At 50.4% G+C, this 20610-nt stretch carries 18 protein-coding genes and 1 pseudogene; 5 read left to right on the top strand and 14 right to left on the bottom strand.

Annotated elements, in window-relative coordinates; all coding sequences use genetic code 11:
• Window positions 1-73: 73 nt before the first annotated feature.
• Both alaS and AC1DWB_RS11275 read right to left on the bottom strand, forming a co-directional pair.
• Window positions 74-2695, bottom strand: a complete 2622-nt coding sequence (alaS, locus tag AC1DWB_RS11280) for an alanine--tRNA ligase (protein WP_477541157.1) — start codon at window positions 2693-2695, stop codon at window positions 74-76.
• Window positions 2696-3130: 435 nt separating this feature from the next.
• Window positions 3131-3466: an Hpt domain-containing protein gene (locus tag AC1DWB_RS11275; RefSeq protein ID WP_477541156.1), complete on the bottom strand. Its 336-nt coding sequence runs from the start codon at window positions 3464-3466 to the stop codon at window positions 3131-3133.
• A 49-nt stretch (window positions 3467-3515) separates the two neighbouring features.
• Between AC1DWB_RS11275 and AC1DWB_RS11270 the strand changes: the two genes are divergently transcribed.
• Window positions 3516-3908 carry a response regulator gene (locus tag AC1DWB_RS11270; RefSeq protein ID WP_477541155.1) on the top strand — a complete coding sequence of 131 codons (393 nt, stop codon included), beginning with the start codon at window positions 3516-3518 and terminating at the stop codon, window positions 3906-3908.
• 1 nt (window position 3909) lies between these two features.
• On the opposite strand, the gene AC1DWB_RS11265 is transcribed toward AC1DWB_RS11270, so the two are convergent.
• The 5 genes and pseudogenes from AC1DWB_RS11265 to AC1DWB_RS11245 form a co-directional block, all read right to left on the bottom strand.
• Entirely contained in the window at window positions 3910-4350 is a 441-nt protein-coding gene (locus AC1DWB_RS11265) for a MarR family winged helix-turn-helix transcriptional regulator (protein WP_477541154.1), read from the bottom strand.
• Between the two features lie 378 nt (window positions 4351-4728).
• Window positions 4729-5461: pseudogene (locus AC1DWB_RS11260) on the bottom strand (FAD-dependent oxidoreductase); the annotation flags it as partial.
• 153 nt (window positions 5462-5614) lie between these two features.
• Window positions 5615-6484 (bottom strand): hypothetical protein, encoded by an 870-nt coding sequence (locus AC1DWB_RS11255; protein WP_477541153.1) that lies wholly within the window; start codon window positions 6482-6484, stop codon window positions 5615-5617.
• A gap of 23 nt (window positions 6485-6507) precedes the next feature.
• Window positions 6508-7845: a right-handed parallel beta-helix repeat-containing protein gene (locus AC1DWB_RS11250; RefSeq protein WP_477541152.1), complete on the bottom strand. Its 1338-nt coding sequence runs from the start codon at window positions 7843-7845 to the stop codon at window positions 6508-6510.
• A gap of 116 nt (window positions 7846-7961) precedes the next feature.
• Window positions 7962-9239, bottom strand: a complete 1278-nt coding sequence (locus AC1DWB_RS11245; RefSeq protein ID WP_477541151.1) for an ABC transporter substrate-binding protein — start codon at window positions 9237-9239, stop codon at window positions 7962-7964.
• 215 nt (window positions 9240-9454) lie between these two features.
• Between AC1DWB_RS11245 and AC1DWB_RS11240 the strand changes: the two genes are divergently transcribed.
• On the top strand, window positions 9455-10513 hold the full coding sequence (locus tag AC1DWB_RS11240; protein WP_477541150.1) for a LacI family DNA-binding transcriptional regulator: 1059 nt from the start codon (window positions 9455-9457) through the stop codon (window positions 10511-10513).
• Here AC1DWB_RS11240 and AC1DWB_RS11235 read toward each other — a convergent pair.
• The 3 genes from AC1DWB_RS11235 to AC1DWB_RS11225 all read right to left on the bottom strand — a co-directional run bounded on the left by AC1DWB_RS11235 (window position 10450) and on the right by AC1DWB_RS11225 (window position 13160).
• Complete coding sequence (locus AC1DWB_RS11235; RefSeq protein WP_477541149.1) at window positions 10450-10746, bottom strand: hypothetical protein; 297 nt, start codon at window positions 10744-10746, stop codon at window positions 10450-10452. The two genes, AC1DWB_RS11240 and AC1DWB_RS11235, sit on opposite strands and share 64 nt — an antisense overlap.
• A 23-nt stretch (window positions 10747-10769) precedes the next feature.
• Entirely contained in the window at window positions 10770-11534 is a 765-nt protein-coding gene (locus AC1DWB_RS11230) for an SDR family oxidoreductase (protein ID WP_477541148.1), read from the bottom strand.
• 489 nt (window positions 11535-12023) lie between these two features.
• Window positions 12024-13160, bottom strand: coding sequence for a Gfo/Idh/MocA family protein (locus tag AC1DWB_RS11225; protein WP_477541147.1), 1137 nt, complete (start codon window positions 13158-13160; stop codon window positions 12024-12026).
• Between the two features lie 202 nt (window positions 13161-13362).
• On the opposite strand from AC1DWB_RS11225, the gene AC1DWB_RS11220 reads away from it, so the two are divergent.
• A complete protein-coding gene (locus AC1DWB_RS11220) occupies window positions 13363-14271 on the top strand; it encodes a cupin domain-containing protein (protein ID WP_477541146.1) in 909 nt (302 codons plus the stop codon).
• Between the two features lie 90 nt (window positions 14272-14361).
• On the opposite strand, the gene AC1DWB_RS11215 is transcribed toward AC1DWB_RS11220, so the two are convergent.
• Together AC1DWB_RS11215 and AC1DWB_RS11210 are read right to left on the bottom strand one after the other, a co-directional pair.
• Window positions 14362-15897 (bottom strand): flotillin family protein, encoded by a 1536-nt coding sequence (locus AC1DWB_RS11215; RefSeq protein WP_477541145.1) that lies wholly within the window; start codon window positions 15895-15897, stop codon window positions 14362-14364.
• Window positions 15898-15935: 38 nt separating this feature from the next.
• The gene (locus tag AC1DWB_RS11210) at window positions 15936-16460 is read right to left on the bottom strand and encodes an NfeD family membrane protein (RefSeq protein WP_477541144.1); all 525 of its coding nucleotides are present in this window, start codon (window positions 16458-16460) and stop codon (window positions 15936-15938) included.
• 105 nt (window positions 16461-16565) lie between these two features.
• Between AC1DWB_RS11210 and AC1DWB_RS11205 the strand changes: the two genes are divergently transcribed.
• Complete coding sequence (locus tag AC1DWB_RS11205; protein WP_477541143.1) at window positions 16566-17189, top strand: GNAT family N-acetyltransferase; 624 nt, start codon at window positions 16566-16568, stop codon at window positions 17187-17189.
• A gap of 18 nt (window positions 17190-17207) precedes the next feature.
• Window positions 17208-18119, top strand: coding sequence for a carbon-nitrogen hydrolase family protein (locus AC1DWB_RS11200; protein WP_477541142.1), 912 nt, complete (start codon window positions 17208-17210; stop codon window positions 18117-18119).
• A gap of 76 nt (window positions 18120-18195) precedes the next feature.
• On the opposite strand, the gene AC1DWB_RS11195 is transcribed toward AC1DWB_RS11200, so the two are convergent.
• Together AC1DWB_RS11195 and greA are read right to left on the bottom strand one after the other, a co-directional pair.
• Window positions 18196-19266: an AI-2E family transporter gene (locus AC1DWB_RS11195; protein ID WP_477541141.1), complete on the bottom strand. Its 1071-nt coding sequence runs from the start codon at window positions 19264-19266 to the stop codon at window positions 18196-18198.
• A 640-nt stretch (window positions 19267-19906) separates the two neighbouring features.
• On the bottom strand, window positions 19907-20386 hold the full coding sequence (gene greA / locus AC1DWB_RS11190; protein ID WP_477541140.1) for a transcription elongation factor GreA: 480 nt from the start codon (window positions 20384-20386) through the stop codon (window positions 19907-19909).
• Window positions 20387-20610 lie beyond the last annotated feature (224 nt).

Here is a 20610-nt window from a genome sequence, read left to right as displayed (position 1 = left end):
GGTGTAAAATTCCTGTCAAGTGCAGAAAAATTCACAATTACAACCACTTGACATTACACTACTGCAAACGAAATTAATGGCTTTCCAGCATACGCTCGATTGCAAGCAACGCTTCGGTTAACTTCGACGGATCTTTCCCGCCGGCTTGCGCCATATCGGGGCGACCGCCGCCACCGCCGCCGCATATAGCGGCTGCTTCCTTCACCAGCTTGCCTGCGTGATGGCCGCGTGCTACTAGATCCGGCGTGACCGCCGCCACCAAGTTCACCTTGTCGTCGCTAACAGCGCCGAGCACGATCACGGCAGAGCCTAGCTTCGCTTTCGCCTGGTCGACGATCAAGCGAAGCGAATCCATATCGCCCGCATTGACCTGCGCGGCGAGCAGCGTAACGCCGCCCACGGTCTTCGCCTGGTCGGTCAAGGAACCAGCCTCGACCGCGCTCAGCTTGCCGCGCAGCGATTCGTTCTCGCGGCCAAGCTCCTTCAGCTGCTGCTGAAGGCCCTCTACGCGCTTCGGCACATCCGCAATGCCGGCCTTCAACAAGCCGGCTGCTTCCTTGAGCAATTGGAGCTGCTGCTCCATATATAAGTAAGCGCCGCGGCCTGTTACGGCTTCGATCCGGCGAACACCGGAACCGATGCCGCTCTCGCTGACGATCTTGAACAGGCCGATCTCGGTCGTATTGCCAACATGACAGCCACCACATAGCTCCAGGCTGTAGTCGCCAACTTGCACGACGCGTACGATATCGCCATACTTCTCACCGAACAGCGCCATAGCGCCCATCGCCTTCGCATCGGCAATTGCTTTCTGCTCGATCACGACCGGTGTCTGACGCCAGATCTGTTCATTCACGCGATGTTCGATGTCTGTCAACTCTTCCGTGCTGATGCTGCCAAAGTGCGAGAAGTCGAACCGCAGCCGATCTGGCTCCACGAGTGATCCGGCTTGATTCACATGCTCGCCCAGTATTTCCTTGAGCGCCTTGTGCAACAAATGAGTAGCCGTATGATTCTTTACGGTCGCTTCACGTCCAGCGGACGTGACTTCAGCGATTACGTTCTCCCCCACCCGTACAGTCCCGCTCACAATCGTAACGGTCTGAACGTGCTGTCCATGAGGGGCTTTGAATACATTTTCTACCTTCGCCTCGAAACCGCCACCGCGGATGAAGCCTTGATCGCTCACTTGCCCACCGCTCTCCGCGTAGAACGGAGTACGATCGAGCACGATCTGACATACCGCTCCAGCACCGATTAGATCGACGAATAAATTATCATGTACGATCGCAGTTACACTAGCAGTAGTTACCAATTCAGTATAACCAACAAACTCGCTTTTAACCGTGAAATCAGCCAGCGCGCCGCCCTGTACCTTCATGCTGCCTGTCTCCTGACGAGCGGAACGGGCACGGTTGCGCTGCTCCTCCATCTCAGTCTCGAAGCCTTCGCGATCCACAGTCATCTCGTTCTCTACAGCGAAGTCCTCCGTCAAGTCGAGTGGGAATCCGTACGTGTCGTATAGCTTGAAGGCATTCGCTCCGCTGATCGCCGTTTGCCCGGCTGAGCGTGCTTCGGCGATCATTCCGCCGAGAATAGCTAGCCCATCCGACAGCGTCTCGTGGAAGCGTTCCTCTTCCGTGCGGATCACCTTCTCGATGAACTCGCGCTTCTCCACAACTTCTGGATAATACACGCCCATAATCTCGCCGACGATCGGTGTCAGTTGGTGAAGGAACGGCTTATCCATCCCTAGCACCTTACCGTATCGAACGGCACGACGGAGCAATCGACGAATGACATAGCCACGACCTTCGTTCGAAGGAAGTACGCCGTCACCGACGGAGAACGCGACTGTACGAATATGGTCGGCGATGACTTTCAGCGCTACGTCGAACTCTTCCTTCTCCTTGTACTTGATGCCAGCGAGGTTGCATGTATGCTGAATCATCGGTTGGAACAAATCCGTATCGAAGTTGGAATCTACGTTCTGCAGAATTGAAGCGAACCGTTCCAGACCTGCACCCGTATCGATATTTTTGCTTGGCAGCGGGGTGTAGCTTCCGTCTTTGTTCTGGTTGAATTGCGTGAACACCAAGTTCCACACTTCCAGGAAACGCTCATTCTCTCCGCCTGGCCAGCATTCTGGATCGCTCAGATCACCATACTTGTCACCACGGTCATAGAAGATTTCCGTACAAGGACCGCAAGGACCCTCACCAATTTCCCAGAAGTTGTCTTGCAGCTTGTAGATTCGCTCGGCAGGAAGTCCAATCTTCTTGTTCCATAGCTCGAACGCTTCTGTATCCTCCGGATACACAGTTACCGACAGGAGGTCCGGGTCGAACCCGATCCATTGCTTATCCGTAAGGAACTCCCAAGCCCATGTGATCGCTTCTTCTTTGAAATAATCACCGAATGAGAAGTTACCAAGCATTTCGAAGAAAGTCTGGTGCCGGCGCGTTTTGCCCACATTCTCGATATCATTCGTACGGATACACTTCTGCGCATTCGCAATCCGTGGAACTTCCAGCTTCACACTTCCGTCGAAATACGGCTTGAGCGGTGCCATACCTGCGTTAATCCACAATAAGGAAGGGTCATTGTGCGGAACGAGCGAGGCACTAGGCTCAATCGTATGTCCTTTGCTAGCAAAAAACTCTAACCATTTGCGACGAATCTCACTTGCTTTCATTTGTCTTCCGCCTCCTGCTCATATTAGTAAAAACACAAAAACCCGCCCCTGAGAACAGGGACGAGTTCAACTCGCGGTACCACCCTGGTTATCACCTGCGACAACCGAAGTCATCTGGCAAGCAATCGCCTTGAGAGGATGCTAACGGTATCCCAACCGGCAGATTTTTTATCGGGGTCCACGAAAAGTAATCGGATTAAGCCACAGAGCATCTCTTCACTTTTTGGGGGTGGAATTCCCGCACTCAGAAATTAGCGTTCAGCCGATCTTCTTACGAAAAGCTCTTTCACCACAGCATCCGCATATTAAGGCGGCTACCGGAGCTTTCTCTCTTGTGTAAGGACTGCGGCTTACTCGATTTCGTCTACGTATTGTACTATGCATGTTGTTTGCTTATCTTAATTATTATAAGGAACCTATAAATGCATTGTCAACTTATGTCTCCACAATCGCTTGGCATTCCGCCAATTTACTGGGTAGCAGATCGATCAACTTCTGAGCTTCCTGCAAATCTTGTTGTTCAAGTAGACTAATTAATGCTTCACAAATCTCGTGCATTGGTTCAAAATGGATAGTGAGCGCTACGCCCTTCATTGTATGGATTTGCATATGTATGATATCGACTGCAGCCGCCGTTCGTGTCGCACCTGACTTCCATTCCTCCAGAGCGCCTTGCACGATGGCGATACGGGAAGCCGCGTCAGTCAAATACATATGTTGGGACTGTTTGATGATACGCTTCATCTTAAGTTCGAACTCGGGAGTCGACATAGATTGATTCCTCCATGTACGTTCAAATTTGGTAATGAAAGGACTTCAGATGAAACCATTACACTGTAAAGTAGCTGTCGTCGACGATAGCCCTCCATTCCGCTGGTTAGTTAAGCAAATACTGGAGCTGAAGGAATATCAAGTCGATCTGTATGAAGATGCCGAACAATTTTTCAGGCAAAAACAGGGGCTTGCCCTATACAACTTAATTATTGTCGACCTGAACTTGCCAGGCATGAACGGATTAAGTGCGTTGGAAAATTTGAAAACATCGCCGCTTACGACAATGATTCCTGTTCTAATCGTTACTGGGGACTCCAGTATACTCAACCTGAAACAAGCAATCAAGGGCGGGGTGAGTGATTTTATTTCCAAACCGATCGATCCTGAGCTGTTCTTGGAACGGGTGACGAAACTGCTGGAAGCGAATAACGAAGGATGACTTACTCCTTCGTTCCTTCCTCCGAATTATGTAGAACTTGCTTGAAGATCCGAATCAGATGACGAATGTCTTCATCAGGCAAATCCTTGAAATAGATGTTTCGTATGACTGTTCGTTTCTCCTGAAACGTCTCCAGCACTTCGCGCCCATGTTCTGTAATGCTCAGATAGACAATGCGGCGATCTTCCTCCGACCTCTTCCGCTCAGCGAGCCCTGAAGCGATCAGCTTATCTGACAACCCGGTCACGGCCCCTGCTGTTATGCCAAGCGCCTCAGCCAGACTGGACACTTTATGCGGTCCTTCGTTATTCAACTTCTCCAATATATACGATTGGGAACCTGAGATCGGCTGTTCCATCTGCTTGTTCCATTCTAATGCGAGCTTCCTCGTAAGTTGCCGGTATATGTTCTCGAACTCGGACAGTTCTTGATATTCTAGCAATTTGTAATGCCCATCTCCTTCAAGCAATCCATTATTTCATCCTATAACTATTGATCCACAAAACTAATTGAGATTATACGTGTCTCCCTGCTCATTATCAACTCATTTTTCACAAGTATAAATTTGCAACAGGAAAAACCCGGCCAGTGGCCGGGTCCTTGGTCGTTGCTTTCAGTTTGGCGCATGGGGAGGGGCAGGCAGAGGGGAAATCTTGTGCTTTGGATTGGAATGGGTAAAGGGTAGCACAATCTTTCAAAGGCGGACACTTCGCTTCTCCACTCCCTCTACCTGCCCCTCTTTTGAGCTACTTTCGATCAAGACGTTACTTTCTCCGCACACTCCGCGTACGGTTTTTCGGGCCGTTCAGCGCCCCCCTTTTTAAGAGCCATTGGGCCATACAAGCTCGACACCCAGATCGATAAGCTGCTGTTGGAACGCCGCCAATAACGAGGCGTCGTTCCGCACCTGCCGCGGACTTACCCCGCAGCTCAAGCTGAAGGCAGCAAGCGCTCCCGCAGCCTCACCGACGTTCCATTCCACCGGATGAAGCCGATAGCAACCGTTCGTGATATGTGTCGTGCCGATGTTCTTGCAGGCGGGGATCAGGTTGTTCATCCTGACCGGGATCAGTGCACCAAGCGGGATTGGAACGGCAGCCCCTTGAAATCGATATAGTTCCGATTCTCTGTACTCGGATGTAGATCGATCCGGTAATAACCGAGTCCGACAGAGTCATGAAACTGCTCTGCCACAGTCCGTGTCTCCGCACTGATATGTTGTTCCAGCACGGTAAACTCCGCTTGTATACGGCGGGATTCCCGGATGTATGGCATCTTCGCGAGCCCATCTGACGTCCCCATCACATCCGGTCGCATCCGCAGACCTGGGTAGCCGATCTTACCATCTGGGCGTGGAGCTTCCGTCTGCTCGTCGGCCAGAAGTCAGGCCGGTGTAACTGCCAAAACTCATAATCCTGCGGCTTGTCGATCGTATGATCCTCGCCTTCCAGATAGTCCATGGCCAAGCACCATATAATCGCCTGCATGTCCATCGGAAGTGCCGGCCCTTGGACTCCGTGTGATTCGCCCGTCTCCTGAACGGATTCCGCACCATCCGTTCGCGGCTAGCTGCCTATGCCATAGCAGAGGATAATGAGTATACAAAAAACGGGCTGCCCCTAAGTCTTGTACAGACTTTAGAGGCAGYCCTTATGCTGTTTTCAGCCGATAAGCCGGAGTCGAGCAAACCTGACGTGCTGCCTCAGCTATGCTTTAGCTTCCCATAATACAGGGGTATCCGCTGTCGGAACGTTGGAGCAATGCATTGTAAAATGCGTAGCCGTCATGTTCGTTATCCAGACGTGGCCTGTGTTACCGAGAGGTGTTGGAGAAACGTATGAAGGGATAACGCCAAGATTGTGCTCAATGTCGACCGATTCGGTGTACGCGCTAAGGATAGCCGTTCCGTTTTTGACTGTGCCGATGTAGCCGAACGGAGCCCACACACCCGGTTCGCCTCCCGCAATGCAGACGTGACCGAGCGGCTTGCCTCTTCCCACGTCTTTATTCCATATAATGGACATCGGCGAATAAGTCCCGCCCGCGGGAATGGCGCCATCGTAACGCTGAATGGCACTTCCCATCGTAAAGTCGCCGCTTATTTTCCCCTTGCCTTTCGGTGTCACGGTCGGTTCGTAAGCTACTTTCTCCTCGATATTAGGGCAGTTGTAGCTGTTGTTCAGCACATACACGTTTCCTGTCGGGTCGTTCCGGAACAAGATCGCGCATACGCTTGAGCCCGTTTTGAACGAATTGCCGCTGATCATGCCTGCCCCTTTGCCGATTCCGATATGGCCGCTCACATCCTCGAACGTATTGCCGGTAAATACGAACGTTTCAAATAACTTTATCGCATTAGAAGCCGCTTCGGAAGCGGTAAAGCCGCCTTGTTGAAAGCGGTTGCCGGATATCGTGCAGTTGCTCGCTTGCAGGAGAACCTTGCACTCGCTAACCATATTGCCGGAGACGGCCGCATTAGATGCCGCTATACCTGGATAATGCGAGACTGCATGCATAACCCTCCTGACGTGGTTGCCCGTTATCGACACCTTTTCCACGACAGCCTGATTCGTCATAAACTGGATGCCTTCTCCATCCGTTACATTTTCGACCGTGTTTCCCGTGATCGAGCTTTCGCCGCCCGGGTTGCGCGAAGGATTGTTAACTGTGGAGTTGTCCATACGAATCCCGGCTGTTTTGACATTTTGAATCGTATTGCCGGAAATCGCAAAGTTTGTAACGCTGGAGAGACCGATGCCGTACCGCAAGTTTTTGAACGTATGCCACTAATGATCAGGTTATGAATGTTGCGTTCGGCAGTCCCAGACACTTCTTCATTCGAAGTAACTCCGCCGCCGATCGTAGAAGTAAGCCCGAACGTATTCACACCGTCGTACAGGAAGTTGCCTATAATTTCGCAGTTATACATGCCTTCCGGGCTGCCGGCATGTTTCAGCAGTATACCGTCGCCGTTATGATGATGGATTCTGTTGTTCGCGACCCGCCAATTCCGGCCTCCGCCGATCCTTATCCCTTCTTCTCCCAAGTAGTAAACGTCGTTGCCTTCCAAAGTGAAGTTGTCGCAAAATTGAATATGAATAGCATCCGTCCGGTAAGAGATGTCCAGCTTCGACAGTTTGAACTTGCCCGAATCTTTGATATAAATCCCGAAAGCTTGCTTGGAATGCAGCTTCGATGTTTTTGAACTAGATATTTTCAGACTTTCCACGAAAAAGTCGGAGCAGCCCAGGAACGAAAGCACCGTAACGGTATCGGACGTGTTGTCCAAGAAAATCTCCGCTTTTGCTCCAAGAAAGCTGACTTTCTGTCCCGTAAGCGAGAACCCGTCTGTCACTCTGTATTTTCCATTCGGGAAGTGCAAAATGCCCCCTTGCGGAAAAGCGGCGGAAACATAGCCGATCGCGCCGCGAATCGCCGCCGTATCGTCGGCCGTTCCGTCTCCCTTCGCGCCGAACCACCGGACATCGACGGAATCGTCAGCCATCAAACGCTTGAACCGGGCACCAGATGCCGCTACGAGTATCGTCCCCGTATTGTCTGCCGAAGTCGTGTCCGCCGGGTCGTAGGCGAAATGTCCCTCTTGCCCTTCATCCCGTACAAAATAGAGCAGTCTCGAATCGGGACGAGTATGGGCCCGAAGCTCGGCAACCGTAGTCGTAAGGATCAATCCCGCCGTTTTAAGCTCAGGCAGTATGCTTCTGCCGTTCGGCCCGTCATAGACAGAATCGCCGACCGACTGTTCCCCCTCCCCGTTAGCCGCCAAAGATCCGGGAAGCATGCTGCACGCTGCTATCGCCACTCCCGCCATACCCAAGGTGGCTAGCAGCTTTCTGCGGCTTACATGGACACCCGGCTCCTGCGGTCGATCTTGTTCCGGGCTTATTTCGGCGTGCTGTTCCATCTTTTCATTCGACATATATATCCCTCCTTCATGTACTCACACGTACAGTCGGACTGAATCTCTGTCTCTTCCTGCAAACAACTGCCATTCGCACATCCCGGGCCAACCGGTTAACCGCTTTCCTACTTGGTCTACTTTTTCGCCTTCTCGTCCTGGATCGCTTTATTGATCTCTTCGTCGAAGCCCCGCAAGATGGTGTTCGAATCGTCGGGACTTTCAACCAGCTTGGAAAAATTGACTGGCACGTTCGTCAACTGTTCGGCCCGCGGAGGGATAGCCGGCGCATCCGGATAGTAGTAAAGCGCTTGAACATTTTTACCTTTCCATTGCGGCAAATCTTGGCCGAACGCTTTGCGGACTTCCGGATCAGCGAGAGGAGTACCTACCCCCTGCCTCGTCAGCTTGGATTGAAATTCGGACGATACGAGATAAGCCATCACCTTGAATGCCTCTTCCTTATGCTCCGATATCGACGACAGGAACAAGGAGAGCGAGGCCGGCTTGAACCCGGTCTTTGGCTTTTGCGGCAGCTCCGGCACCGACACCAGGTCCCAATCGAGATCGGGTCCCGCTTGGCTGATCGAGCCCGAATCGAGAACCATAGCCACCGTCCCTTTGACCGACTCGTTGACGGGAACGAATTTGTTGTTCGGGATTTCGCCGAACCTGCGCAAATTGTTCAGCAGCAGCTTCCAGCCGTCCGTGTTCATCGCCGCCTTGTCTTCCTTCGGATCAAGCGGACTCAGCGATAGCTGATTATTGAGCATGATGTTGTTGGGCGCTGCCGTGAATCCGTAATAAGTCGCGCCGGCGTCCGTCCTCGTCAGTTTTCTCGCCAATTCATACACTTCATCCCAGGTCATCCCGTCTTTCGGGTAAGCCGCTCCGAATCGGTCAAACAAGTTTTTGTTGTAGTAAAGTCCATACCGGTTCATCGTAAACGGGAGACCGTACAGTTTTCCCTCGCTGTTGGTCGATATGGCGTGAGCTAGCACGTTCGGCTCGAACGTATCCAGCTTGAAGTTGTGAAGCTTGATTTGCTCCTGCAAGTCGACATGCAGGCCGTTCTGCTTAATTGAGCTCACCGTAAAGGCGGTCGAGTCGTAAATAATGTCCACTGCGGTTTGTGCGGCGACCCAGTCCGTGTACTCCATGCCCTTCCCTCTTTTGAACAAGTTTAGCGTAATATGAGGGAACTTCTTCTTGACCGCCTCCAGGATCCCCATCTTCTCAAAATCTACCGCCCCGGGTTGCGCATTGTATAAAGTCAATGTAACAGGCTTGAGCGACTCCCCTCCGCTAGGTTTTGCCTGTTCTCCCGAGCCTTCGCCTCCACCCCCTCCGCAACCGCTTACAATGGCGGCTGATACTAAAAAACAGACGGCGGGTTTTCCCCATTTTATCGTCATTCCAAGACCCTCCTCTAATGCATATATGGTGCGAAGACGTGGTGTTCGTTCATCTGATACTCATTATAAACGTCTTCCGAAGCACTTCTAGTTCCATTTTAGTGGGATCAAAAAAGCTTTTATGGCGCGGTTTTAATATTGTTGTAAGCCTTTTCTTCAGAGGTATTCGGTGATACGATGGTCGTATATGATTACGATGCCGAGGTGCTTTTTACATGCCCATTATTAAGCCGGTTACGCTTCGCACAATTGCAAACGAGCTGGGATTAACCGTCAACACCGTCTCCAAAGCATTGAAGGGACGACCGGGCATGTCCGAGTTGACCCGCCATCAAGTCGTTCAGACGGCGGAACGGCTCGGCTATTTCACAAAAGAGCAAATCCGCAGCTTGAAAGCCGAGCATATTATTCCCTATCCGCTCGAGCGGAAAAGGTTTTTTCTGGTACAGACGACACAATCGGTCAGCTACTACAAGCTGCTGCTGGAAGGGCTTTACGAGCGCTTCGCTTCGTTCGGCCATCATATCGAGGTGCTTCTGCTGCCTTCCTCGGTCAAAGAAAAAGAGATGGACGAATGGTTGGAGCAGCACGGCCTCGCCTATGCCGACGGTTTGTTCATCGCGCCCAGTATAACGCCAAAAGAGTGGGAGCCAAAGCTGCTTCGCCTGCCTGTTCCGAAAATTTTGTTAAGCTATCCCCCGCTTGGAACAAGAGTGGACAGCGTGATCTGGGACATTTACGAAGCGACCTATCAGGCTGTCGCCTATTTGCGTTCGATCGGCCACACCAAAATTATGTATGCGGGGGATACGACTCAACAAAGGGGGTATATTTTGCGCTGGCAAGCGTTTCTTCACGCCATGAACGAATTTGGCGCCCGTGTGGAGCCGGACGCCCATTCGATCAGCGTGCGGACAAGCCGGGACCTATGGCTGGGAGAGCTGTCCGAGAAGCTTGTCCGGTATGCTCCGACAGCCATAATATGCGGAATCGAAGGGGAAGTGCCTGAAGTGTACCGTCTCTGTTGCGAGCAGCTTGGGATGCGCATCCCTGAGGATCTCTCGTTAATCGGCCTGCTGAACTACCAACCAGATTCGCTACCTCCTTTCACCATGCCTCTGCTAGCGATTCGTGAAACGGGCTACCGGGCCGCCGACCGCATGCTTTGGCGAATCGCTAATCCGTCCCTTCCTTACGAGCATATCCGCATTCAGGGGGAGCTGAAGGTCGGCAGCACGACTGCGAGCATCGGGGAGACTCCCTCCGACGAATAGCCAGCGTCGCGGGTGACGGCTTGAAAACAAGCAAGACCTTTCTGCCGGCGGTCCGGGGCGATTTCCTCCGGGTATCCCGCAGCTCCGAGCTTCCAGTGCACGTTCTCGGTACCGTACTTCAGCGTCTGCCACGTTTTTTCGCCGAGCAAATTTAGACTCAATGTGCTATCGAAAGTCTGCTTAACATTAAAATCCAGCCCCAGGGAGAGGCCAAATAATACTTTGAAATTCAAAAAGATCAATCCTATTTCCGGATTTACAGATGAGAGCCTCCACTGGCATCGATCAATTGCCCGGTTACCCAGCGGCTATCGGGAGAAGCTAGAAAAGCAGCTATATCTGCGACATCCTCTGGTTGCCCCCATCTTCCAAAGATAGAAAAATCAGCACCATATTTTTGTGAGGCAGGATCTTGCAGCATTGCGGCATTCATATCCGTGGCAACGAATCCAGGTTGGATGGCATTGATCGTAATTCCACGTGGGCCGAGTTGGTTGGATAAAGCGAGCGTTAGTGTGTTGATTGCCCCCTTAGTCATACTGTATGCAGGAATAGCAGGCAGGGAAATTCTTGTTATAGAGGACGACAAGTTAATAATTCGACCTTCGTCTCGTAATCGTGGCAAAGCTTGTTGAGTCAGGAAAAATGGCATTTTTACATTTATTTTCATAATTTCATCGTATGCTTCTTCCGTAGTATCCTCAATTGGGGCTACTAGGGAGATCCCTGCGTTGTTCACTAGTATATCGAAGTGAGTGTCACCTGTACGCTCTATCAACAATTCATCCAATGTCTTATAAAGTGTCTGTATGCTTTCTGAAGAACCAAGTTTCGTACCAATCGTGAATGCAGTCCCTCCATTCTGCTCAATATCTTGTACTACTTCTTCTGCAGCTGCTCGGTTCGTGCCATAATGAACAGCTACTAATGCTCCTTCTTTCGCTAAACGTGTCGCAATGGCACGTCCAATCCCCCGGCTTGCGCCCGTAACTAAAGCAACTTTCCCCTTTAATCTAGTCATGATTTTAATCTCCTCTTGTGTCAAATACGTACACGATAGTTATAACACAAGGTGAATTTTGAAATGTTGCTCTCATATTCGCGGAACCCAAATTCGGACCAATAAAGGAATTTAAAAGAAATATTTACTATGGCAGCCCCTATTGATGTTCATACCCCCCTATGGTTATGGAGCCGCGCAGGCTTCCCTTCACTAAAGCTAAGCGGAACGTTAGTTGAATAAATAATTAAGAAAATAAGCTACTGACATATTAGTTAAGTACAATATGTCAAGCAGCTTATTTTTATTGATTTTTTTAGAATTAGCTCTTGATAAACCAGTATAAAACTTTATTACTTGAGTACAACTAGACAACTATTAGCTGGTTCTCTTCTGACATTAAAAACAATTTGAATTTCAACAGTGGTGGAGTGCCATCCCTTTCCCGTAATAACCGCAAATTGAATAGATATTCACGGATTTGTTTTCGTCGGACAGCCTCCTAGCGACTTACTCCCAATCGATCGTCTGGAACGTATGAGTCTCCGCCGACTTTTTCGCCTTCAAGCATAGCAGTGCACTAAGCAGGCCATCGTCCAGCGTACTGATCGACTCGGCTTTCCCTAGCATGATATCACCGAAATTTCGCGCCAATGTGGAATCTCCGCCGAAATGACCTGCTTCTGAGCCGTTTTCATACATTTCCACTCTTGGCGTATGGTGCATGAACACTTTCACAACGCCTGTCATGAAGTCGAACTCCAGCGTCCCCTTGTAACCCAGGAATCGCGCACCTCGGGTTCCCGCTTTTCGCCGGGCGAAGAAATTTTGTGAATACGACACATGCATGCCGCTCTCATATTGGATCAAGGCGCTGCCGGAATCCTCATTTCCTGTATCCTCAGCGAAGCAGCAGTACTGCCAAGTCGGGTGCAGGTGTGCGTCCTTCCGGACATATATACTTTCCAGACAAGTCCGGTTCTCGTCACAATCCACGCACATCAGACCCGCTGGTTTCGTCCCCTTGAATATTTGCTTCGACTTCATGGCACTGATCACCGTCGGCCGCTGTCCCAACACGTACTGAATGTAGTCAAAATCGTGCGTCGCCTTCTGCAGGAACAATCCGCCTGTCTCCGACTCATCTCGATACCAGTTCTGATAGTACACGTTGCCATATGGGACGTTATTCACCGCCTGAACATGCTCTACCGTGCCGATCTTACCTGAGTCGATAATTTCCTTAGCCATCTGGACCAGGCTCGTCACCCGGAGTGGAAACGAGATCACGACTTGCGAATTCGACGACTCGTAACCCGCCTTCAAGCGCAGCAAATCCTTCATTGTGGTAGCTACTGGTTTCTCCAAATAAAGAGGAAGTCCCGTAGGCAATACCTTCAACGCCATTTCTGTATGCAGCGAGCACCGGGTTCCGATCAAGACGCCATCCAGACCGCCAGCCTCCAACATCGCTTCAGCAGAATCGTGGAATTGTACGTGATCCGTCCGAAACTTCTCGTTCCCCTGCTTGAGCTCATCTGCTCTCAAATCAGCAATTGCATGAATACGCGTACCTGAATGTTCGTTCTGCAGCTCTTGGATGACATGAGAAATCCGGGACCCATACCCGATTACACCTATATTCACTCGCAGCTCCCCCTAATCGATTACAATTTCATTCCTAATCCAATCAACACCCCCATTATAGGGGGCTGCATAAGGAATAGCTTTGTCTAGAGAGCCAGATTTTTTGTCCTATCGGCCGAGTCATATCTATTCATCCAGAGCCGCCCAGGTTATGATACATGTAGTGGTTAACTATACCGATGTGTGATTGGGGACTTCTGCCGTGAACCATATTAGAACCCGCCTTAGACCGACAATCGTCATTAATAAACTGATTACATTCTACTACTTCGAGTTCGGCAAAGGATTTGTATTCCGTGGGGAGAGACACGATTTCTGGGAGTTTCTATATGTCGATAAAGGGGAAATCGAATATGTGACCGACGCTGACCGGTATACGCTGAAGCAGGGCAGCATTATATTCCATAAGCCCAATGAATTCCATAGCTTCAAAGCTGGCCAAGGGAAAGCCCCGAGCATCATCGTGATGACATTCGATTGTGATTCGAAAGCGATGAGGCAGTTCGAGAATCAAGTGATTCACTTGGACGACGAAGAGCGGAATCTACTCACTCACATCGTCGAGGAAGGCATGCAGGCGTTTGAATTTCCGTTCCAGCACCCACTCGCGAGGCGCAAGGAAGCACCGATTGGCAGTGAACAGCTGTTGCAGACGTATCTGCTCACCTTCCTGCTTCGTCTATTGCGTCAATATGAATTCCGTCCCTTGCGAAAAACACCGCCAAAGCCGGTGCTGTCATCAGCAGCCAAGGAGAAAAGCAGTCACCTTCTTACGAAGAACGTAATGGAATATATGGAACGCCATTTGGACGAATCCTTGACACTTGAGCAGATCAGCGAGGCGTTGCATATTGCCAAGACGCGGCTGAAGGACGAATTCAAGAAAGAAACCGGAAATACGATCATGGACACGTTTGCCAAGATCAAGATCGAGAAGGCGAAGGTATTGATTCGGGAAGACAACAGCAACATGACGGAAATCGCTCGCCTACTCGGGTACAGCAGTATCCATTATTTCTCCAAAGCATTCAAACGAGCAACAGGAGCGTCTCCATCCGAATACGCGCGAACGGTCAAAGCCAGGATCAAGGCTAATGCCGAGCCGAGGTAGAAGGGTAGAAGCCGAATCAACATGTACAAAGCAAAGGCCGAACGCTTCGCATAGCGTCCGGCCTCTTCTTCTTGCCCCTTACACAATGTCTTACGACTCTGACGGCTTCACAATCGGCGAAGCTACCGGCAACGGAGTTACCGGAGCGGCTGCAGCAACGACACTCGGCGAATCGCCGATCTTGCTAGTCAGCCCTTTGATCAGCTTCTCCACGTCCAAGCCCGATACGCTCTTCAACATCTCAGGAGCAGTCGCCATAAGCGACGTCACGTAGTTGCTGATGCGCGCAGCGCCCTCTCCGTGTCCGGTGTCCACGACAGTCAACTTGTCGATGGAACTGATCGGCTCGGCGATCTTGCCAGCCAGCTCAGGCAGCATCTTCACGACGATGTCGAGTACCGCTGCTTGACCGAACTTCTCGAACGCTTCCGCCAACTTCTCCTTCGCTTCCGCTTCGGCCAATCCGACGAGTCGGATAACTTCCGCCTCCGCGGTTCCCTTCGCGCGCTCCGCGTCCGCAATCGCTTGCCCTTCCAGGCGCTTCTGCTCGGCATTCGCTCTTGCTTCCGCCTCGATCTTATACTGCATCGCATCGGCTTCACGCTGTGTACGAGCCTTGCTAGCTTCAGCCGCTTGCTCAACCGCGTAACGATCCGCGTCGGCCTTCTTCTTCACTTCGGAATCGTATTGCTTCTCACGGCGCAAGATTTCCTTCGTCTCCAGATCAATCTCGCGCTCCTTACGAACGATCTCGACCTTCATCTGCTCCTCGACCACACTTTGCTTCGAGCGGGCTTCCTGGATATGATACGCTTGGTCAGCTTCCGCCTTAGCCATATCTTGATCCTTCTTAAATGAAGCGACCTTTAGTTCCTTCTCACGATTCGCTTCAGCGATGTTCGTATCACGCAACAGCTCTGCCTTCTGCCCATCCTCTTCGGCACGAGCCTTCTGCACCCGTGCATCCCGAATCGCTTCGGCCTGCGCAATCTCCGCATCCCGCTTGACCGCAGCGATTCTCGGCTTCCCTAGCGCATCCAGATAGCCCTGCTTATCGCGCACGTCCTTGATCGTGAAGGAGACGATCTGCAGTCCCATCTTCTTCAAGTCCTTGGCGGCGACGCCTTGCACTTCCTGTGCGAACTTGTCGCGGTTGCGGTATACTTCCTCGACCGTCATGGAACCAAGTATAGCGCGCAGATGGCCTTCCAACACTTCCTGTGCCTCGCTCTTCAACGCTTCGGCCGGCTTACCCATATATTGTTCAGCAGCGGTAGCTACATCTTCTACCGAACCGCCGATCTTAATAATAGCAACTCCATCAGCCATAACCGGAACACCTTGTTCGGTATAGACTTCCGGGGTGGACACGTCCAGCTTATGAGACAGGAGCGATAGAAATTCCGCTTGTTGGAAGATCGGTAATATGAATGCGCCTCCCCCTCTAACGATCTTAATGCGTCGGCCCGATTCATCCTCGAGCACATTATTCCTGCCTAGGAAAGTACCGGTCACAATCATAGCAGCGTCCGGACTTACGGTCTTGTAGCGCGCCCAGAACGCGATCCCCAATATAACAATAACCCCAACAACAATGGCAGGTATAACTAAGTATTCTGGAATCATATGTACATAGTCTCCTCTCTCTTCTCTTGCTCTACTCGTTAATCCAATCGCGATACGTACAATGTGTCTTCCTTGATCTCGATGATCACAACACGGGAACCTGAGGCGATCTCAGTCCCATCGAAGCTGGCTGCGATCTGGTTCGTATTGGCGGCTCCAACCCGTACTAGTACCTCGCCATAGCCATGTGAAGGGATCGGGACGAGTACCTCGCCAATTTTGCCTGACAAATCCTTAATGGAGAATCCCGTGGAGTTCTCGCTGTTCATCATCGGACGCACATACAAGACATAGACAGCAATTCCGAGCAGAATGGCTGCTATAGCCGACGTGATGATGTCAAGCACAGCGGCCCACATCAAGTAATGCTCCATGATCAGCCCGGCACCGCCAAATACGGTGATCATCGTGACCAGTACCATAGGCTGCAAGAACCGTACTCCATCGACTGAAAGGAAGTCCAGAGCCCCATGTACAGCATTACTGATCAAGTCTCCGAATACGACCGTCACGATGGCGAACAGGATGCCGCCACTCAAACACGCCCAATATATCGGCTCCATATACCACTCCCCTTACATCCAGTTGTTGTAAATGTTGCCTAATGTTTTATACGTCAAAGCTGACATAAAGTTTCATGTTATAATAGATTTCAAGGAGGGATCTGATTGCAATCTACTCATGTAAGACCCTATACCCCAGCTGACTTCGACCCCCTGCTTCGCGTCCAACAAGAGGCTTTCCCACCCCCATTTCCTGAGGAATTGCTGTGGAGACAGGAACAGATCGAAGCCCATACGAACACATACCCCGAAGGCGCTATGGTCGCACTATGCGGCGGTGAAATTGCCGGGTCAGCGACATCGCTAATCATTTCCTATACTGGGTCTCCGCATACTTGGGAGGAAGTGTCAGATAACGGCTACATCCGGAGAAGCCACGAGCCAGACGGCGATAGTCTATATGGCATCGATCTATGCGTCCGACCTTCGTTCCGTGGTAAAGGAATAGCACATGCGTTATATGAAGCGCGCAAGCAGCTCGTTATTCGCTCGGGATTGAAGCGATTCATTGCAGGCTGCCGCATACCCGGTTACTGTGACGTCTCTGCGCAGATGAGTGCAGCGGATTATGTCCGACTGGTGACAGCCGGAGAACGGTACGATCAGGTGCTGTCATTCATGCTGAAGCAGGGGATGCGTCCTCTGCAAGTGCTGGACGGTTATTTGGAAGACGAACAATCCTGTGATAAAGCCGTTCTTGTGGAATGGCTAAATCCTAATCTTACATAGAAAGAGGAAGAATGAACGATGAACAACTCCCAACAACCCGGCAGCGGCATAGCTGTCGTCCAATATGCAATCGGCCCGCTGAAGAATGAGCAGGCGTTCTGGTCACGGATCCGGCGTTACATCGACAAAGCAATGGAGCAGCAAGCGAAGCTCGTCGTGTTTCCCGAATACTTGACCGGACACCTGCTTGCCCTGCATCCCCAGGTGACCAATGAGCAAGCATGCGAAATATTGCATAGCTATACAAGCACCTACAAGGAACGATTCTCCGCCTGGAGCCGTGAGACAGGATTGCTGCTTCTAGCCGGAACGCACATTCATCGGGAAGAAGCGCCTGAGGGCAAATATTACAACGAAGCGTTCCTGTTCTTCCCGGACGGTCGCGTCGAACGACATAAGAAAGTCCACCTCACCCCTGAGGAACAGAGAGCTTGGCCCTTGCAAGCTGGAGACCGCTTAGATGTGTTCACGACTCCACTAGGCAGAATCGGCATCCAAGTGTGCTACGATATTGAATTCCCCGAAGGCACGCGGATCATGGCCGACCAAGGAGCAGAGCTCATTCTGTGTCCGTCTTATACGGATGCAGCCGCAGGCTATTACCGAGTGCGCAATTGCAGTCAAGCGAGAGCTGTAGAGAACCAACTCTACGTAGCGCTGAGCGGACTTGTCGGCAGTATGCCGTCTGTGGACCAAGTCGATGCCGGCTATTGCCAAGCAGGTGTTTTCGCACCATGTGATCGACCGTTCCCACCTGATGGCATTCTGGCCCAAGGGCCGTTGAATCGCAGCAGCGTCGTTACTGGATCGGCGGATCTCCAACTGCTACAAATCAACCGCACTGATGGCGGCGTAGCACCGTTCTACGATAGGCGTCCTGAACTGTATATCCGTGCTGCGGTTGCGTCGCAGCAAAGTCCCAGCGAATAATAAGACACCCCCTCTAGCCATCTAGTTAGAGGGGGTGTCTTTTTACTTGTGTCGAGTATTGAAAGCTATTGATCCGTTACGTTTTTCTTCGCTGTATATAATACACCATCATATGATGCACGATGACCTTGAGAACGGCCAAGATCGGAACAGCCAGGATCATTCCGACGATACCGGCCAATTCCCCGCCGACAAGCAAAGCGAAGATGATCGACATCGGGTGCAGATGCAGCGTTCGGCCTACGACCTGTGGCGATATGACGTTGCTTTCAAGAATCTGCACTACCATGTTAACAATGGCTACGAACAGCACCATTTTCATCGAAATCGTTGTCGCCATAATAATAGCTGGTGCTGCCCCGAAGAACGGGCCCATGTATGGAATAATGTTGAAGACAGCTACAATGCATGCAAGCAGCAGGGCATATTGCATCCCGATGAGCCAGTAGCCTAGGTAAGCCATTATTCCAACGATGATACACACGATGAATTGTCCCCGTACGTAGTTGCCCAAAGCGGTGTCAATATCTTTCACAAGCTTGATTGCGCTTTTGCGGCGTCCAGCCGGAACGAATGTTAGTACCGTCTTCTCGATTAATTGAAAATCCTTCAGCATGTAGAACGCCAGGAACGGTACAATGAATGCAATCAGCAGCATATTAATTGTAGAACCGATGCCATTGGCCATATTCGTTATCGAAGCCGAGAAATTCTCCTCTACTTTAACCAACGCCTTCTCAAGCCCAGTTCGGACGCTCTCTGGTATTAATCGATTATGATTGAGCCCGTCATACAGTCCCTGCGCACGCATCGTCAGCTCTGGCAAATGTTCGTTCAATTCCTGCAACTGCTTCATGAACATCGGGATCAAATTCATCAGGATCACGATGACGCAAGTAATAAATACAGCATAGATGAGCAGCACCGCAATGGTACGCGGCATTTTGCGGCCATTCAGCATGTTTACGATTGGATTCAGCACGTAAGAGATAATAACGGCGATCAGGAATGGTGCCAACACAGCCTTCAAGAACGAATATGTAGCGGACACCGTAGGTCCGATCAGCTGCAACATGAACAAGATCAGCAAGCCCAGCAGGATGTATACGAGTACAGAGAATAATCGGCTTTTTATAAATTTATCCATGGCTCCGCCCCCCTCCTCTTACAGTATATGTACAACCCTGCCTCGTTCATTCAACTATCCTCATAACAAAAAAAGTACCCGGCTGATGTCAGCCGGGCGAATAATTGAAGAAGTCCTGGGGTATGGTCGGACAGCTTCACGATAGGGAGTCCCGGCACAATACCGGGATGGGTGGGGGAGCGAATGGATCAATCAGGTACATCCACACGCTCCACTCGAATGGCGCATATCGGAAATCCGTTCATTGCTAACCAAGGAGTGTAATGAAGTCAGCTTATTCACGGACAAGTCGCCATTCCAGTGGAACGGGACAACCAGGGTTGTCTGACGATGTTCTTTTATGTAATATTTCATAACATTTATTTCTTTTTCGCATAGTGATTAGCAATGATCTATGAAGTTATTATATTTTATCCCATAATTAATGTCAATATATATAACATATAATTTATATAAATATGGTAATTTTGATGCTAAATCGACATTAACTAAAAATATGTTATATTTATTACTATAATGTGTTATGTATATGTTATATTATGGGCTCTCATAATGATTGACCTGATTGCCTTACGACAATAATTCGAAAAAGACGGCCACCCATGTCAGGATGACCGCCTTCGCAATTTCAACTAGTGACTCAGAGTGCTTTAATCTCCAGCAACTCGTATTGGATAATCCCTACCGGGGCATTTACACTTATGACGCTGCCAACCTTTTGCCCCATTAACGCCATCCCCAACGGACTCTCGTAAGAGATTTTGTTATCCTGAACGTCCGCCTCAGCAGGACCGACGATCTTATACTGAATATGCTCACGAAATTCGATATCATTAAGAATAACGACAGAACCCACATTGACAGTCGAGCTATCCAGCTCAGTCGTATCAACGACCCGAGCTTTCTTGATCAAGTTTTGCAGCGTAAGAATTCTGGTTTCCATGAACGCTTGATCATTTTTGGCCGAATGATATTCACTGTTTTCCTTCAAATCCCCGTAGCTGATCGCCAACTTAATACGAGCCGCTAATTCTTTGCGCTTCACCGTCTTCAGATCTTCCAGCTCTAGTTCTAAATTGTCCAAGCCCTCTCGGGTCATGATGATTACATCTTTTGACATTCATACAGCTCCAAGTTCAGGATAAGCCCCCTACATGGGACGTTCAACTTCTAATTGTACACTATACCAGACTTTCATGCCAAAAAAACAATTACCAACTAGTAGATCGATCCTGGATCTAACCCGTCAACGGCGTGAGATTATACATATAGGATCGTTACTTTTTACATTTAACCCCCGGGTTGCCCGCTCTATAATGAGATCACATCCACAGGATGCTGGGA

The organism is Paenibacillus sp. P4_E11 (assembly GCF_056401635.1).
This window is presented reverse-complemented; position numbering and strand designations above follow the sequence as displayed.

Bases quoted from the DNA above. Each gene is read 5' to 3' on its own strand.
- AC1DWB_RS11200 (WP_477541142.1), top strand. From the start codon at position 17,208: ATGAACAACTCCCAACAACCCGGCAGCGGCATAGCTGTCGTCCAATAT.
- AC1DWB_RS11215 (WP_477541145.1), bottom strand. From the start codon at position 15,897: ATGATTCCAGAATACTTAGTTATACCTGCCATTGTTGTTGGGGTTATT.
- AC1DWB_RS11230 (WP_477541148.1), bottom strand. From the start codon at position 11,534: ATGACTAGATTAAAGGGGAAAGTTGCTTTAGTTACGGGCGCAAGCCGG.
- AC1DWB_RS11275 (WP_477541156.1), bottom strand. From the start codon at position 3,466: ATGTCGACTCCCGAGTTCGAACTTAAGATGAAGCGTATCATCAAACAG.
- AC1DWB_RS11195 (WP_477541141.1), bottom strand. From the start codon at position 19,266: ATGGATAAATTTATAAAAAGCCGATTATTCTCTGTACTCGTATACATC.
- AC1DWB_RS11270 (WP_477541155.1), top strand. From the start codon at position 3,516: ATGAAACCATTACACTGTAAAGTAGCTGTCGTCGACGATAGCCCTCCA.
- AC1DWB_RS11250 (WP_477541152.1), bottom strand. From the start codon at position 7,845: ATGTCGAATGAAAAGATGGAACAGCACGCCGAAATAAGCCCGGAACAA.
- AC1DWB_RS11255 (WP_477541153.1), bottom strand. From the start codon at position 6,484: ATGACGAATCAGGCTGTCGTGGAAAAGGTGTCGATAACGGGCAACCAC.
- AC1DWB_RS11245 (WP_477541151.1), bottom strand. From the start codon at position 9,239: ATGACGATAAAATGGGGAAAACCCGCCGTCTGTTTTTTAGTATCAGCC.
- greA (WP_477541140.1), bottom strand. From the start codon at position 20,386: ATGTCAAAAGATGTAATCATCATGACCCGAGAGGGCTTGGACAATTTA.
- AC1DWB_RS11210 (WP_477541144.1), bottom strand. From the start codon at position 16,460: ATGGAGCCGATATATTGGGCGTGTTTGAGTGGCGGCATCCTGTTCGCC.
- AC1DWB_RS11240 (WP_477541150.1), top strand. From the start codon at position 9,455: ATGCCCATTATTAAGCCGGTTACGCTTCGCACAATTGCAAACGAGCTG.
- alaS (WP_477541157.1), bottom strand. From the start codon at position 2,695: ATGAAAGCAAGTGAGATTCGTCGCAAATGGTTAGAGTTTTTTGCTAGC.